The organism is Streptomyces sp. NPDC046925 (assembly GCF_040644915.1).
Lineage (GTDB): Bacteria > Actinomycetota > Actinomycetes > Streptomycetales > Streptomycetaceae > Streptomyces.
This window is the reverse complement of sequence record NZ_JBEYWZ010000006.1, coordinates 355,629-369,491: the sequence shown is the minus strand read 5'-3', so window position 1 is coordinate 369,491 and position 13,863 is coordinate 355,629. Positions and strand designations below refer to the sequence as shown.

General features: G+C 69.9%; 14 protein-coding genes. 9 read left to right on the top strand and 5 right to left on the bottom strand.

Going from position 1 to position 13,863, the window contains the following annotated elements; all coding sequences use genetic code 11:
- Position 1: 1 nt before the first annotated feature.
- Entirely contained in the window at positions 2-1,408 is a 1,407-nt protein-coding gene (locus ABZ906_RS26060) for a family 2B encapsulin nanocompartment shell protein (RefSeq protein ID WP_361181554.1), read from the bottom strand.
- A 224-nt stretch (positions 1,409-1,632) separates the two neighbouring features.
- Here ABZ906_RS26060 and ABZ906_RS26055 point away from each other — a divergent pair, with 224 nt between their 5' ends.
- From ABZ906_RS26055 to ABZ906_RS26045, 3 genes are all read left to right on the top strand, one after another.
- Complete coding sequence (locus ABZ906_RS26055) at positions 1,633-1,881, top strand: hypothetical protein (protein ID WP_361181556.1); 249 nt, start codon at positions 1,633-1,635, stop codon at positions 1,879-1,881.
- 137 nt (positions 1,882-2,018) lie between these two features.
- A complete protein-coding gene (locus tag ABZ906_RS26050) occupies positions 2,019-2,609 on the top strand; it encodes an N-acetylmuramoyl-L-alanine amidase (RefSeq protein WP_361181558.1) in 591 nt (196 codons plus the stop codon).
- A gap of 88 nt (positions 2,610-2,697) precedes the next feature.
- On the top strand, positions 2,698-3,636 hold the full coding sequence (locus ABZ906_RS26045) for a pyridoxal-phosphate dependent enzyme (protein WP_361386412.1): 939 nt from the start codon (positions 2,698-2,700) through the stop codon (positions 3,634-3,636).
- On the opposite strand, the gene ABZ906_RS26040 is transcribed toward ABZ906_RS26045, so the two are convergent.
- A complete protein-coding gene (locus tag ABZ906_RS26040; RefSeq protein WP_361386409.1) occupies positions 3,615-5,213 on the bottom strand; it encodes a Na+/H+ antiporter in 1,599 nt (532 codons plus the stop codon). The genes ABZ906_RS26045 and ABZ906_RS26040 overlap by 22 nt on opposite strands.
- Positions 5,214-5,259: 46 nt before the next feature.
- Here ABZ906_RS26040 and ABZ906_RS26035 point away from each other — a divergent pair, with 46 nt between their 5' ends.
- The 3 genes from ABZ906_RS26035 (at position 5,260) to ABZ906_RS26025 (ending at position 7,242) form a co-directional block, all read left to right on the top strand.
- Positions 5,260-5,520 (top strand): UBP-type zinc finger domain-containing protein, encoded by a 261-nt coding sequence (locus ABZ906_RS26035; protein ID WP_361386406.1) that lies wholly within the window; start codon positions 5,260-5,262, stop codon positions 5,518-5,520.
- 247 nt (positions 5,521-5,767) lie between these two features.
- A complete protein-coding gene (locus ABZ906_RS26030) occupies positions 5,768-6,181 on the top strand; it encodes an anti-sigma regulatory factor (protein WP_135332116.1) in 414 nt (137 codons plus the stop codon).
- Positions 6,178-7,242 (top strand): SigB/SigF/SigG family RNA polymerase sigma factor, encoded by a 1,065-nt coding sequence (locus tag ABZ906_RS26025; protein WP_361181566.1) that lies wholly within the window; start codon positions 6,178-6,180, stop codon positions 7,240-7,242. The genes ABZ906_RS26030 and ABZ906_RS26025 overlap by 4 nt, the downstream gene beginning before the upstream one ends.
- 57 nt (positions 7,243-7,299) lie before the next feature.
- Here ABZ906_RS26025 and ABZ906_RS26020 read toward each other — a convergent pair whose 3' ends face one another.
- On the bottom strand, positions 7,300-7,752 hold the full coding sequence (locus ABZ906_RS26020) for a hypothetical protein (protein WP_361181568.1): 453 nt from the start codon (positions 7,750-7,752) through the stop codon (positions 7,300-7,302).
- 92 nt (positions 7,753-7,844) lie between these two features.
- Here ABZ906_RS26020 and ABZ906_RS26015 point away from each other — a divergent pair, with 92 nt between their 5' ends.
- The gene (locus ABZ906_RS26015) at positions 7,845-8,813 is read left to right on the top strand and encodes a diacylglycerol kinase family protein (protein ID WP_361181570.1); all 969 of its coding nucleotides are present in this window, start codon (positions 7,845-7,847) and stop codon (positions 8,811-8,813) included.
- A 318-nt stretch (positions 8,814-9,131) separates the two neighbouring features.
- Complete coding sequence (locus tag ABZ906_RS26010; protein ID WP_016639615.1) at positions 9,132-9,389, top strand: WhiB family transcriptional regulator; 258 nt, start codon at positions 9,132-9,134, stop codon at positions 9,387-9,389.
- 204 nt (positions 9,390-9,593) lie between these two features.
- Here ABZ906_RS26010 and ABZ906_RS26005 read toward each other — a convergent pair whose 3' ends face one another.
- Positions 9,594-11,060, bottom strand: coding sequence for a PAS domain-containing sensor histidine kinase (locus tag ABZ906_RS26005; protein WP_361386808.1), 1,467 nt, complete (start codon positions 11,058-11,060; stop codon positions 9,594-9,596).
- A gap of 393 nt (positions 11,061-11,453) precedes the next feature.
- Between ABZ906_RS26005 and nagB the strand changes: the two genes are divergently transcribed.
- Positions 11,454-12,239 carry a glucosamine-6-phosphate deaminase gene (nagB, locus tag ABZ906_RS26000; RefSeq protein ID WP_361386403.1) on the top strand — a complete coding sequence of 262 codons (786 nt, stop codon included), beginning with the start codon at positions 11,454-11,456 and terminating at the stop codon, positions 12,237-12,239.
- Between the two features lie 129 nt (positions 12,240-12,368).
- Here the strand turns inward: nagB and ABZ906_RS25995 are convergent, their stop codons facing one another.
- Positions 12,369-13,862, bottom strand: a complete 1,494-nt coding sequence (locus ABZ906_RS25995; protein WP_361181574.1) for a glycoside hydrolase family 3 protein — start codon at positions 13,860-13,862, stop codon at positions 12,369-12,371.
- Position 13,863: the final 1 nt, after the last annotated feature.

Here is a 13,863-nt window from a genome sequence, read left to right as displayed (position 1 = left end):
CTCAACTCCAGCGGCCGATCTCGACGTTCTCCAGGATGCCCAGCGCGTCCGGCACGAGGACCGCGGCGGAGTAGTAGGTCGACACGAGATACGACATGATCGCCTGCTCGCTGATGCCCATGAAGCGCACGGACAGGCTCGGCTCGATCTCGTCCGGGAGACCGACCTGATGCAGGCCCACGACACCCTGCTCCTCCTCGCCCGTACGCATGCAGATGATCGAGGTGGTGCGGGCCTCGCTGATCGGGATCTTGTTGCACGGGAAGATCGGCACCCCGCGCCAGGTGGGGATGCGGCTGCCCGCCATCTCGATGGTCTCCGGCACGAGTCCGCGCTTGTTGAGCTCGCGGCCGAACGCCGAGATCGCCCGCGGATGCGCCAGGAAGAGCTTCGAATCCCGCCTGCGGCTGAGCAGTTCGTCCAGGTCGTCAGGGGTCGGCGCGCCGTCGTGCGGCTGCAGCCGCTGGTCGTACTCGCAGTTGTTGAGCAGCCCGAACTCGCGGTTGTTGATCAGCTCGTGCTCCTGGCGCTCCTTGAGCGCCTCGACCGTCAGCCGCAGCTGCTGCTCGGTCTGGTTCATCGGCTGGTTGTAGAGGTCGGCCACGCGCGTGTGGACGCGCAGGACGGTCTGGGCGACGCTGAGTTCGTACTCACGCGGTGCCGCTTCGTAGTCCACGTAGGTGCCCGGCAGCACGGCTTCGCCGACGTGGCCCGCGGAGAGGTCGATGGGCGCCTCGCCGAAGTTGTTCGTCCGCTGGGCCGGGATGGCCCGCAGCCGCTGGAGGTGCTCGCGCAGCGAGTCCGTGCGCTCGGCGATCTGCTCCAGGTCCTGGCGGGGCAGCGTGAGCACGGTGCACGCGGTCACCGCGCGCGTCGTGTACTCCCAGATGGCCTCGGGGTCGAGCAGTGCCTGTTCGCCGAAGTACGACCCGTCGGCGAGGGAGCCGAGGACCGTGTCGTCGCCGTACGGACCGGTGCCGATCTTCTCGACCCTGCCGTGCGCGAGCAGGAACACCTCGTCGGCGCGGCTCCCGAAGGACGTGATGACGGCACCGGGGGCGAACTCGCGCTGCTGGCAGCGCTGGGCCAGCTCACCCAGGACCTCGGTGTCCTCATAGTCCCTGAGGACCGGCAGCTCGCCGAGCTCGGCGGGGATGACCTGCACCCGGTCCCCGGTCTTCACGAATGTCACGCGGCCGTCGCCGACCGAGTAACTCAACCTCCGGTTCACGCGATACGTACCGCCCTGCACCTGCACCCAAGGCAGCGTCCGCAGGAGCCAGCGGGAGCTGATCTCCTGCATCTGCGGCACGGACTTGGTGGTGGTGGCCAGATTCCGTGCGGCTGATGTGCCCAAGCTCTGCTGCGGCTCGGCCTGCTCCGCACGGACCTCTTCGCCTACCGACATTTGCGATGCCTCCCGCTCAAGCGCTGATCTGCGCCGACAAGCCTTCCAGCACGGAACGTGCTCGCGCCATTACACAAACGAGCGGGGTTGGATCACGCGAGGACGGGGCATCCGCCCGCGCCTCCGGGGAACCTCAAGATCCGCGCACCCGTTGAACAGGACACAACGACGGATAGCATCTGTACCGATATGCACCACTCCGCACCAATCCGTAGGAGACGGCAATGGCAGGCTTCCTGGATCGCGCCAAGGAACAGGCGCAGCGCGGACTCAACCAGGGCAAGCAGAAGATCGACGAGGTCCAGGCGCAGCGCACGGGCGGCGACCTCCTGAAGAAGCTGGGCGCCGCGTATTACGCGCAGCAGCAGGGCCAGGGCACCCCCCAGGCCACCCAGCAGGCACTTCAGGCACTGGAGGCCCACATCGCGGCGAACGGCGACGCGTTTTTGCACGGCGGCGACCAGCGCGGCTGACGCATTCGACTCGCACGGTGCCCGAACAGCCACGGAATAACTGCGAACGGCTGGTCCGGGCACCGTCGGTTCGGGTAAAAGCGCCGTACAAGACGGTGCGCGACCGGCGGCCGTCGTGCTCCGCGAAGGAGTAGGCCATGGCCCCACCCATGTCCGCAGGCACGTTCCTCGACGCGCTCAAGGACGAAGGCGTCACGGTCGTCGAAGTCGGCGACTGGCCTCACCACAACCGCAACCACAAGGGGCCGTGGGGCCCCGTGCACGGCGTAATGATCCATCACACGGTCACATCGGGCAGCAAGCGGACGGTGGAGATCTGCCGCGACGGGCACCCCTCCCTGCCCGGCCCGCTCTGCCACGGCGTCATCACCAAGGACGGCCGCGTCCACCTCGTCGGGTACGGCCGCGCCAACCACGCCGGCCTCGGCGACGACGACGTCCTGCGTGCGGTCATCGCCGAGAAGGCGCTCCCGCCGGACAACGAGGCGAACACCGACGGAAACCGCCACTTCTACGGCTTCGAGTGCGAGAACCTCGGCGACGGCGAGGATCCGTGGACGGACGCTCAGCTGGAAGCCATCGAAAAGGTCTCGGCGGCCATCTGCCGCCATCACGGCTGGACCCAGCGCTCGGTGATCGGCCACCTGGAGTGGCAGCCGGGCAAGGTGGATCCCAAGGGGTTCACCATGAAAACCATGCGGGAGCGCATCGAGGAGCGCCTGAAGTAGCGGCCACCGCCCGCAGGCGGCCCCGCCCCACACCCACCCCCACGCCCGCGCCCGTGCCCGGCGGCACGGCGCCGGGCAGAATGGCGGGGTGAGCACCACCCCGCCGACCACCCCGCGCCCGCGGCTCCCGTCCCCGCTCCAGGAGCTCGGGGACGAGCGGTTCACGCGGCACGGGGTCACCCTCACCCTCAAGCGGGACGACCTCATCCACCCGGACCTGCCCGGCAACAAGTACCGAAAGCTCTTCCTGAACCTGGACGCCGCCGCCGCAGCGGGCCACAAGGTCCTGCTGACCTTCGGCGGCGCCTACTCCAACCACCTCAGGGCGACCGCCGCGGCGGGCCGCCTGCTCGGCCTGGACACCATCGGCGTGGTCCGCGGCGACGAACTCGCCGGGCGCCCCCTGAACCCGTCGCTGGCGCAATGCGCGGCCGACGGAATGCGCCTGCACTTCACCGACCGCTCGACCTACCGCCGGAAGACCGACCCGGAGGTCCTGGCCGCCCTCGTGCACGCCTCGGGCGCCGACAACCCCTACGTCATCCCCGAAGGGGGCAGCAACTCCCTGGCCGTACGGGGCTGCACCGCCCTGGGCGAGGAGTTGCGCGGCCGCACCGACACGGCGGCGGTGGCCTGCGGCACCGGGGGCACCCTGGCCGGAATGGCGGCGGGCCTCGCCCCGGACCAGCACGCGCTCGGCATACCCGTGCTCAAGGGCGGCTTCCTGGGCCCCGGGATACAGGCGCTGCAACAGCGGGCCCTGGGGACCCCCACCGCCAACTGGCATCTGGACGAACGCTTCCACTTCGGCGGCTACGCCCGCACCACCCCTGAACTCACCGCGTTCGCAAACGACTTCGAGGACCGGCACGGCCTCCCCGTGGAACGCGTCTACGTGGCCAAGCTCCTGTACGCGCTGACGGCCCTCTCCGAAGAGGGTGCCTTCCCCTCCGGCACCAGGGTCACGGCGGTGATCACCGCGACGGAGCCGGAGCCCTCCGCGGCTCAGTCCTCGACCTCCCGGTAGGCCGCCGCCTCCTCCAGGTCCAGCTTGCGCAGCAGCGTCCGCATCATCTCGTCGTCGATGCGCCGCTCGTCCCGCATCGTCACGAACACCTCGCGCTCCGCGGCGATCGCCTCCCTGGCGAGCCTGCGGTAGGTGTCGTCCGCGGACTCCCCCGTCACCGGGTTGGGCTGCCCGAGCCGCTCCCACACCGAGTTGCGGCGCCGTTCGAGTACGGTCCGCAGGCGGTCCTGGAGGGGCTGCGGGAGGCAGTTGCGCTCGTCCTCCATCAGTTCGTCCACCCGCCGCTCCGCGGCCTGCGAGGCGGCGTTCTGCGCCTGTGCCTCCGCGAGCGTCTGTGCCCGCGTGTCCCGCCCCGGCAGCTTCAGGACGCGAATCAGCCACGGCAGCGAGAGCCCGTGCACGACCAGCGTGCCGATCACCGTGGTGAAGGTCAGGAACAGCACGAGGTTGCGCGCGGGGAACGGCTCCCCGTCGTCCATGACGAGCGGGATCGAGAAGGCGATCGCCAGCGACACCACCCCGCGCATCCCGGCCCAGCTGACGATCAGCGGCCGCCGCCAGTCCATGTCGCTCTCGCGCTCCCTGATGCGCGCCGACATCATCCGCGGCAGATAGGTGGCCGGATACGACCACACGAAGCGCGTGAGCACGACGAAGAAGAGGACACCCAGGGCGTACCAGGTGGCCTGAACGCCGCTGTACTCACCGAGCCCCTCGACCACGAGCGGCAGTTGCAGGCCGATGAGCGCGAAGACCGCCGACTCCAGGATGAACGCGACCACCTTCCACACGGCGGCCTCCTGGAGCCGTGTCTCGAAGTCGACCTCCCAGGAGCGGTGCCCGAGGAACAGGGCGACGACGACCACCGCGAGCACTCCGGAGGCACCGACCTGCTCGGCGGCCGCGTACGCGACGAAGGGGATCAGCAGGGAGAGGGTGTTCTGGAGCAGCGCCTCCTTCAGGTGCCGGCGCAGCCAGTGCAGCGGCACCATGAGGATCAGCCCGACACCGACCCCGCCGACCGCGGCCACCAAAAACTCCCTGATGCCGCCCGCCCAGCTCGCGCCCTCGCCGACCGCCGCCGCGAGGGCGACCTTGTAGGCGGTGATCGCGGTCGCGTCGTTCACCAGGGACTCGCCCTGGAGGATCGTGGTGATCCGCGACGGCAGCCCCACCTTCCGCGCGATCGCCGTGGCCGCCACCGCGTCCGGCGGCGCGATCACGGCGCCGAGGACCAGGGCCGCGGTCAGCGGCAGATCGGGGATCAGCAGATACGCGAGCCAGCCGACGGCGAGGGTCGCGAACAGCGTGTACCCGACCGAGAGCAGCGCCACGGGCCTGAGGTTGGCGCGCAGGTCGAGGTACGAGCTCTCCAGGGCCGCGGTGTGCAGCAGGGGCGGCAGGATCAGCGGCAGCACGATGTGCGGGTCCAGGTGGTAGTCCGGGACTCCCGGCACGTACGCGGCGCCGAGCCCCACCGCCACGAGCAGCAGCGGCGCGGGCACCGGTGTCCAGCGCGCGGCTCCTGCCACCGCGGCACTCGCCGCGATCAGTGCCACCAGGGGCAGTACGTCCATGGGTAAGGCCCTCCGCGATACGCGTTCCCGTCGTAACCTGGCAATCATGAACGAGTGCCCGCATGTGGCAACGCTGCCGCACCCTGAGCCCGAGCCGCTGAGCGACACCTGCCCGGAGTGCCTCGCGGCCGGCAGTCACCCGGTGCAACTGCGGCTGTGCCTGGTCTGCGGGCATGTGGGCTGCTGCGACTCCTCGCCCTTCCGGCACGCGACGGAGCACTTCAAGGACACCGGACACGCGGTGATGAGGACCTTCGAACCGGGCGAGAGCTGGCGTTGGTGCTTCGTGGACGGTTCGATCGTCTGAGGCCTGGGTACGTCAACCCGGCGCCCGTACTCTCCAATTGGGACCGTGAGACCCCTAGCCACTCTCCGTACCCTTAGGCTTACTATGAGTGACAGCAACGGAGCGGGGTCCCCGGGACACGGAACTGGGGAGCGCGGTAGCGTCACCGCAGAACTACGTGGTGCGTTACCCGTGTGACGCAGTCCGGACCGCCGCTGGCCGGCGGACCTGGAGCCCCGAAAGTGCTTGTACCACCTTGGAGGTGAGGGTGTCCCAGATCGCAGGCGAGCCCGGGAATCAGGACTTCGTCGAGGTCCGCCTTCCGGCTGCGGGTGCCTACCTGTCGGTGCTGCGTACGGCCACGGCCGGTCTCGCGGCTCGTTTGGACTTCACTCTCGACGAGATCGAGGACCTGCGCATCGCGGTCGACGAGGCCTGCGCGATCCTGCTCCAGCAGGCCGTGCCCGGTTCGGTGCTCAGCTGCGTCTTCAGGCTCGTCGACGACTCGCTGGAGGTGACCGTATCGGCGCCGACCACCGACGGCCGGGCCCCGGAGCGGGACACCTTCGCCTGGACGGTGCTGTCCGCCCTCGCGGGTCAGGTCGACTCCTCCGTGGCCGAGGACAACACCGTCTCGATCAGCCTCTACAAGAAGCGCGGCGCGGGACCCGGGCCGGCGTGAGGGACGGGGAGGGGCCGGTGCGGGAGGAAGAGCGCGGCACACGGGATCTGCCCGATGGTCGGGGAGGGACGCCGACGAGGGGGCGCGAGGCTCCGGTGGAGCCGGCTCTCACGGGCATTCCCGAGCAGCAGGCCAGGCCGCACCCGGAGGATCCGGAGCAGCCGGGTCCGCCGACGGTGGCCGACGCGTCGCAGCAGACAGAGCCGACCGCCCCGGAGGAGCGCGCCAAGCCCTCCGCCCGGGGCGGCGCGCAACGGGCGGGATACATGAGCGAACACGGTGAGCGTCAGCACACCCGGCACGATCCGCAGGACCGCAGTGGCGCACGCGCGATGTTCGTCGAGCTGCGCACGCTGGAGAGCGGCAGCTCCGAGTACGCCGAGCTGCGCAACAAGCTGGTCCGCATGCACCTGCCGCTCGTCGAGCACCTGGCCCGCCGTTTCCGCAATCGCGGCGAGCCCCTCGACGACCTCACGCAGGTCGCCACCATCGGCCTGATCAAGTCGGTCGACCGCTTCGACCCGGAGCGCGGCGTGGAGTTCTCCACGTACGCGACGCCCACGGTCGTCGGCGAGATCAAGCGGCACTTCCGCGACAAGGGGTGGGCGGTCAGAGTGCCGCGTCGCCTCCAGGAGCTCCGGCTCGCCCTGACCACGGCGACCGCCGAGCTCTCCCAGCTGCACGGCCGCTCTCCCACGGTGCACGAGCTCGCGGAGAAGCTGGCCATCTCCGAGGAGGAGGTCCTGGAGGGCCTGGAGTCGGCCAACGCGTACTCCACGCTGTCCCTGGACGTCCCGGACACGGACGACGAGTCCCCCGCCGTCGCGGACACCCTGGGCGCGGAGGACGAGGCCCTGGAGGGCGTCGAGTACAGGGAGTCCCTCAAACCGCTCCTGGAAGACCTTCCACCACGCGAGAAGCGCATCCTGCTGCTGCGGTTCTTCGGCAACATGACGCAGTCGCAGATCGCGCAGGAAGTCGGCATCTCCCAGATGCACGTCTCCCGGCTTCTCGCCCGCACACTCGCGCAGCTGCGCGAGAAGCTCCTCGTCGAGGAGTGACGAAGGAGCAGGCCGCCCCTCCGGGCCTGCTCCTTCGGGACGTCTCGTGCGGGACGGCTACTTCACGTCGTCCTGTGCGTTGCCCGGCCCGCGGATACCGAGGGCCTCGGTCGTGGCGGGATTGACGAGCAGGACGAGCGCGGCCACCGCGACGGCGGCGAGCGCGATGCCCGCCGGGATGGCCATGCTGTCGGCCTGCAGCAGCTGCCAGGCCACCGGAAGCGCCATGATCTGCGTGATGATCGCGGGTCCCCGGCTCCAGCTGCGGCGGCGCAGGAGGCCGCGGGCGGCGAGCAGGGGCAGCAGCGCGAGGACGATCAGCGTGACGCCGCCCGTCGTGGCCTGTTCCGGGTTGTCGGGGTCCCCCGCGAGGCCCATGACGAGCATGTAGACACCGGCGGCGATGAGTGCGACGCCCTCCAGCGCGGCAAGGGCCGCCGCGGCGGTCAGACGTCCGGGACGCGGGCCTGACGCGGGGGCTTCGGGGGTGGGGTTCCGCTGGGTACTCACCCTTGCAGGGTAGCCGTGCGGGTCCGTGGACCGGCCCCCGGTCCGACCCCTCGGTCTAGGCCTGTTCAAGACAGCTAGGTACCCTGCTTCGCATGCGTGCACTTCTTGTGGTCAACCCGGCGGCAACCACCACCAGTGCGCGTACGCGTGACGTACTGATCCACGCGCTGGCGAGCGAGATGAAACTCGAGGCGGTCACCACGGAGTACCGCGGCCACGCCAGAGACCTCGGCAGACAGGCCGCGGAGAGCAAGGACATCGAGCTCGTCGTCGCCCTCGGCGGGGACGGCACGGTCAACGAGGTCGTGAACGGCCTGCTGCACCACGGACCCGATCCGGAGCGTCTGCCCCGTCTCGCGGTGGTCCCCGGCGGCTCCACCAATGTCTTCGCCCGCGCCCTGGGTCTGCCCAACGACGCCGTGGAGGCGACCGGCGCGCTGCTCGACGCGCTGCGTGAAGGAAGCGAACGCACGGTGAGCCTGGGCCAGGTGTCCGGAACGCCGGGCACGGAGGACGAAGCCGTCCCCTCGCGCTGGTTCACCTTCGCCGCGGGATTCGGTTTCGACGCCGGAGTGGTGGGACGGGTCGAACAACAGAGGGAACGCGGGAAGCGGTCCACCCATGCGCTGTATTTGCGCCAGGTGTTCCGTCAGTTCCTCGACGAGCCGCACCGCAGGCACGGAATGATCACGCTGGAACGGGCCGGCGAGGACCCGGTGACCGACCTCGTGCTCTCCATAGTCTGCAACACCTCCCCGTACACCTACCTGGGCAATCGCCCGATGTACGCGTCCCCGCAGGCCTCCTTCGACACCGGCCTCGACGTGCTCGGTCTGAGCAAGCTCTCCACCGGCGCGGTGGCTCGTTACGGGACCCAGCTGCTGACCTCGACGCCCGATCGGGGACCCCACGGCAAGCACGCGGTTACGCTCCATGACCTCACGGACTTCACCTTGCATTCGAAGGTGCCCCTGCCCCTTCAGATGGACGGCGACCACCTGGGACTGCGTACGAGCGTGACGTTCACAGGCGTTCGCCGTGCACTGCGTGTGATTGTGTGAGTAGAAGGGCCCAAAGTCCTTTCACTCGAACGTTTAGGCCAGGCTCCACCCCATGGAAGTACGGCTGTGACCCAGTCGACACTGAGGAATCAAAAAAAACTTTCCTGAAGGGGTTGTATCCGCCGCCGAGGTTTGCGAATCTCTACATGGCGATCGGGACGGCCCGCAACATCGGCCCCACAGAGAGCCAGAACCCCCTCCTCAACGCATAGGACATCGTCGCGTATGTGACGAAAGTCCCTTCCGTCGTCGAGGGATTCGTGAAAGCGTTCACATTCACAAGCAACCTGCATGTAATACCAAGGAGAGGTAGCAGCCATGGACTGGCGTCACAACGCCGTTTGCCGCGAGGAAGACCCCGAGCTCTTCTTCCCCATCGGCAACACCGGTCCTGCGCTGCTGCAGATCGAGGAAGCCAAGGCCGTCTGCCGCCGCTGCCCCGTCATGGAGCAGTGCCTGCAGTGGGCGCTCGAGTCCGGCCAGGACTCCGGCGTCTGGGGTGGCCTCAGCGAGGACGAGCGCCGCGCAATGAAGCGCCGCGCCGCTCGCAACCGTGCACGCCAGGCAAGCGCCTGACGCTCACGCCCCCTACGAGCCTGAGCCCGGCGGCGCGTACAGCGAGTACGCATCTCCCGCCCCCGAGCCGCAGCCGCGCAGTACCCCCGATGCGCAACGCAACGTGAGCAGTGAGCCCCGGACCACTTCGGTCCGGGGCTCACTGCTTTGCGTATGCGGTCGCGGCTTTGCCTATGCGGTCGCGGCTTTGGGTACGCGGTCGCGCTACTTGTCGCCGCGCACCGGAATGTCCAGGACGACCTGCGTGCCGCGCTCCGGGGCCCGGACCATGTCGAACGTGCCGCCCATCTCGCCCTCGACGAGAGTGCGGACGATCTGCAGGCCGAGATTGCCCGAGCGGTGCGGATCGAAGCCCTCGGGCAGACCGACGCCGTCGTCCTGGACGGTGATGAGCAGCCGCCCGCCCTTGCTGGTGCCGCCGCGTACGGCGGAGACCTCGACCGTGCCGGTGTCGCCTTCCTGGAAGCCGTGCTCCAGGGCGTTCTGCAGGACCTCCGTGAGGACCATCGACAGCGGGGTCGCGACCTCGGCGTCCAGGATGCCGAAGCGTCCGGTGCGCCGGCCGGTGACCTTGCCGGGCGAGATCTCGGCGACCATCGCGAGGACGCGGTCGGCGATCTCGTCGAACTCCACGCGCTCGTCCAGGTTCTGGGACAGCGTCTCGTGCACGATCGCGATCGAACCCACGCGCCGTACGGCCTCTTCGAGGGCCTCACGGCCAGTAGCGGAATCGATACGGCGGGCCTGGAGGCGCAGGAGGGCCGCCACCGTCTGGAGGTTGTTCTTCACCCGGTGGTGGATCTCCCGGATGGTCGCGTCCTTGGTGATCAACTCCCGCTCCCGGCGGCGCAGTTCCGTGACGTCGCGCAGGAGTACGAGCGATCCGATGCGCGGCCCCTTGGGCTTGAGCGGGATCGCGCGGAGCTGGATCACGCCGTCGCCGCCCTCGATCTCGAACTCGCGGGGCGCCCAGCCGCTGGCGACCTTGGCGAGCGCCTCGTCCACCGGGCCGCGGGACGGGGCGAGTTCGGCGGTGGCCGTGCCGAGGTGGTGGCCGACCAGATCGGCGGCGAGGCCGAGGCGGTGGTAGGCGGAGAGGGCGTTCGGCGACGCGTACTGGACGATGCCGTCGGCGTCGAGGCGCAGCAGTCCGTCGCCCACGCGCGGGGACGCGTCCATGTCGACCTGCTGGCCGGGGAACGGGAAGGACCCGGCGGCGATCATCTGCGCCAGGTCGGACGCCGACTGGAGGTAGGTCAGCTCCAGGCGCGAGGGAGTGCGCACCGTGAGCAGGTTCGTGTTGCGGGCGATGACACCCAGGACGCGCCCTTCCCTGCGTACGGGAATGGACTCGACCCGCACCGGGACCTCTTCGCGCCACTCGGGGTCGCCCTCGCGCACGATGCGGCCCTCGTCGAGGGCGGCGTCGAGCAGCGGGCGGCGGCCGCGCGGGACGAGGTGACCGACCATGTCGTCCTGGTAGGAGGTGGGGCCGGTGTTGGGCCGCATCTGCGCCACGGAGACATAGCGGGTGCCGTCGAGGGTGGGGACCCACAGCACGAGGTCGGCGAAGGAGAGGTCGGAGAGCAGCTGCCACTCCGAGACCAGCAGGTGCAGCCACTCGAGATCGGAGTCACCGAGAGCGGTGTGCTGGCGTACGAGATCGTTCATGGAGGGCACGTGTGCGAGCGTACCTGGCACGTCCGGCGGGGCCGCCCGGAGAGATTTCCCGACGAGCCGCGGCGCCAGGGCGGGACCCTCAACCCACCCACGGCACCGCAGCCCTTCAGGAACACCGACCACCGGAATGTGCGGTACCGACGGCCGATCGGAGGATCCGACACGGTCAGGGCAGAGAGTGCCGGTTCCTCGGTCCGCCCTCCTGTGCGGGAAGGACGGATGCTTTACCACCGCATTGTGGACTAGACCATTCACCTGTGTCTACGCGTTGGCAGATGTTTGTTGTTGTCTCTTTCTCTCCGGGCGCGGCCGGGCCAGCTCTGCTAGATTGGTCTATACCACATTGACCCCCGTGAGTCCCCTCTCCAGATCGGCAGGCCCAGCGTGGAAGTTGTCATCGTCCCGGACGCCAAGGCAGGCGGCGAGCTCATCGCGGAGGCCATGGCCGCCCTGGTGCGCCGCAAGCCTGACGCCCTGCTCGGTGTCGCCACCGGATCCACCCCGCTGCCCATCTACGAAGCCCTGGCCGCCAAGGTCGCCTCCGGCGCCGTGGACGCGTCGCGGGCGCGGATCTGCCAGCTCGACGAGTACGTCGGACTGCCCCCGGGCCACCCCGAGTCCTACCGCTCCGTCGTGCTGCGCGAGGTCGTCGAGCCGCTGGGCCTCGGCGAGAAGTCCTTCATGGGGCCCGACGGCAGCGCGAAGGACGTCCAGGCGGCCTGCGAGGCGTACGACAAGGCGCTCGCGGATGCCGGCGGCGTCGACCTCCAGCTCCTCGGGATCGGCACCGACGGGCACATCGGGTTCAACGAACCGTGCTCCTCGCTCGCCTCGCGTACGCGCATCAAGACGCTGACGGAGCAGACCCGGGTGGACAACGCGCGGTTCTTCGACGGGGACATCGAGCAGGTCCCGCACCACGTGATCACCCAGGGGATCGGGACGATCCTGGAGGCCCGGCACTTGGTGCTGCTCGCCACGGGCGAGGGCAAGGCGGATGCGGTCGCCGCGACGGTCGAGGGGCCTGTCGCCGCGGTGGTTCCGGCGTCGGCCCTTCAGTTGCATCCGCATGCGACTGTCGTCGTGGACGAGGCGGCTGCCTCCAAGCTGAAGCTTGGGGAGTACTTCCGGGCTACGTATGCGGCTAAGCCGGACTGGCAGGGGCTTTAAGCGGGGTCCGCTTTACGGAAGATGCCGGGTGCCCCCTTTCCTGGGGGCACCCGGCATCTTTCGTTCGTATTCTTCCGCAGGTGCGTGGGGGCTGGTCGCGCAGTTCCCCGCGCCCCTGAGGGGCGCTTCCTACGCCCCCGTGATCACCTCTGCCGCCGCCAATCCGCAGACCCTTGCCGCGCCGTGCGTGGCGATGTGGAGGGAGCCTGTCGGCGGGGACTGGGGGACGCCCATTTCGACCACGATCGTGTCGGGGCGGGCGGACAGGAGGGTGTTCAGGGCCTCCGCCATCCACGCGTGGCGGTGTGCGTCGCGGACGACGGCCACCACGCGCCGCTCCCCCGCCTCGGCAAGGGCGAGCGCCCCCGCGTCCGCGCCGGTGAAGCTGCCGGTCTCCGTGCCGGGGAGCAGGCGCGCCAGTTCGGCGGCCACGCCCCACGGCGTCTCGTCGCCCACCGCGATGTTGGCCATCGGGGTGAAGGCAGCGACGAACGGGGCCTCGGTGAGCGGAGCCGTGTAGGACTCGCCCCGGGTGACCGTCAGGGCGCGGCGGGCCGCGACCAGGCCGATCTCGGTGCCGGGCGCGCCCCCCGAACGATCGGCCGCGCCCGACACCGAAGTCCAGTGGGCAAGGGCCCGTACGCGCGTGGCCGCGTCGGCGAGGCGCTCCTCGGAGAGCTCGCCCGAGCGGACGGCACCGACCAGCGCGTCACGCAGGCGCAGGACCGTGTCGTCGTCCGCGAGGCCGCCGCCCACGCAGATCGCGTCGGCGCCCGCGGCGATGGCGAGGACGCTGCCGCGCTCGATGCCGTAGGTGGCGGCGATGGCCTGCATCTCCATGCCGTCCGTGACGATCAGACCGTCGTAGTTCAGTTCCTCGCGCAGGACGCCCGTCAGGATGCGGCGCGAGAGCGTCGCGGGGTACTCCGCGTCCAGGGACGGGACGAGGATGTGCGCGCTCATCACCGCGCGCGAGCCCGCGGCGATCGCGGCCCGGAACGGCGCGAGGTCACGTGCCCGGAGGACCTCGGGGTCGACCCCGATACGCGGCACGTCATGGTGCGAGTCGACCGCGGTGTCGCCGTGCCCGGGGAAGTGCTTGGTGCAGGCGGCGACGCCGGCGGACTGCATCCCCTCCACATACGCGGCGGTGTGCCGGGCCACCAGGAGCGGATCCGAGCCGAAGGACCGTACGCCGATGACGGGATTGTCCGGGTTGGAGTTGACGTCGGCGGACGGCGCCCAGTTGAGGTTGACGCCGCAGGCGGCGAGCCGGCGGCCCAGCTCGGCGGCCACGTCACGGGTGAGCTGCGTGTCGTCGACCGCGCCGAGCGCGTGGTTGCCGGGGAAGGAGGAGCCGGAGCGGACCTCGAGGCGGGTCACGTCACCGCCCTCCTCGTCGATGGCGACCAGGACGTCGTCGCGCTCGGCACGCAGCTGGGCCGTCAGGGCGGCGAGCTGTTCGGGCGAGGCGATGTTGCGGCCGAACAGGCCGACCGAGGCGAGTCCTTCGCCGATCCTGCGCAGCAGCCACTCGGGCGCGCTGGTGCCGACGAAGCCGGGCTGCAGGACGGTCAGGGCGTCGCGGGTCAGGGTGTCGGTGGGGCTGGTGAGTGTCGTCATA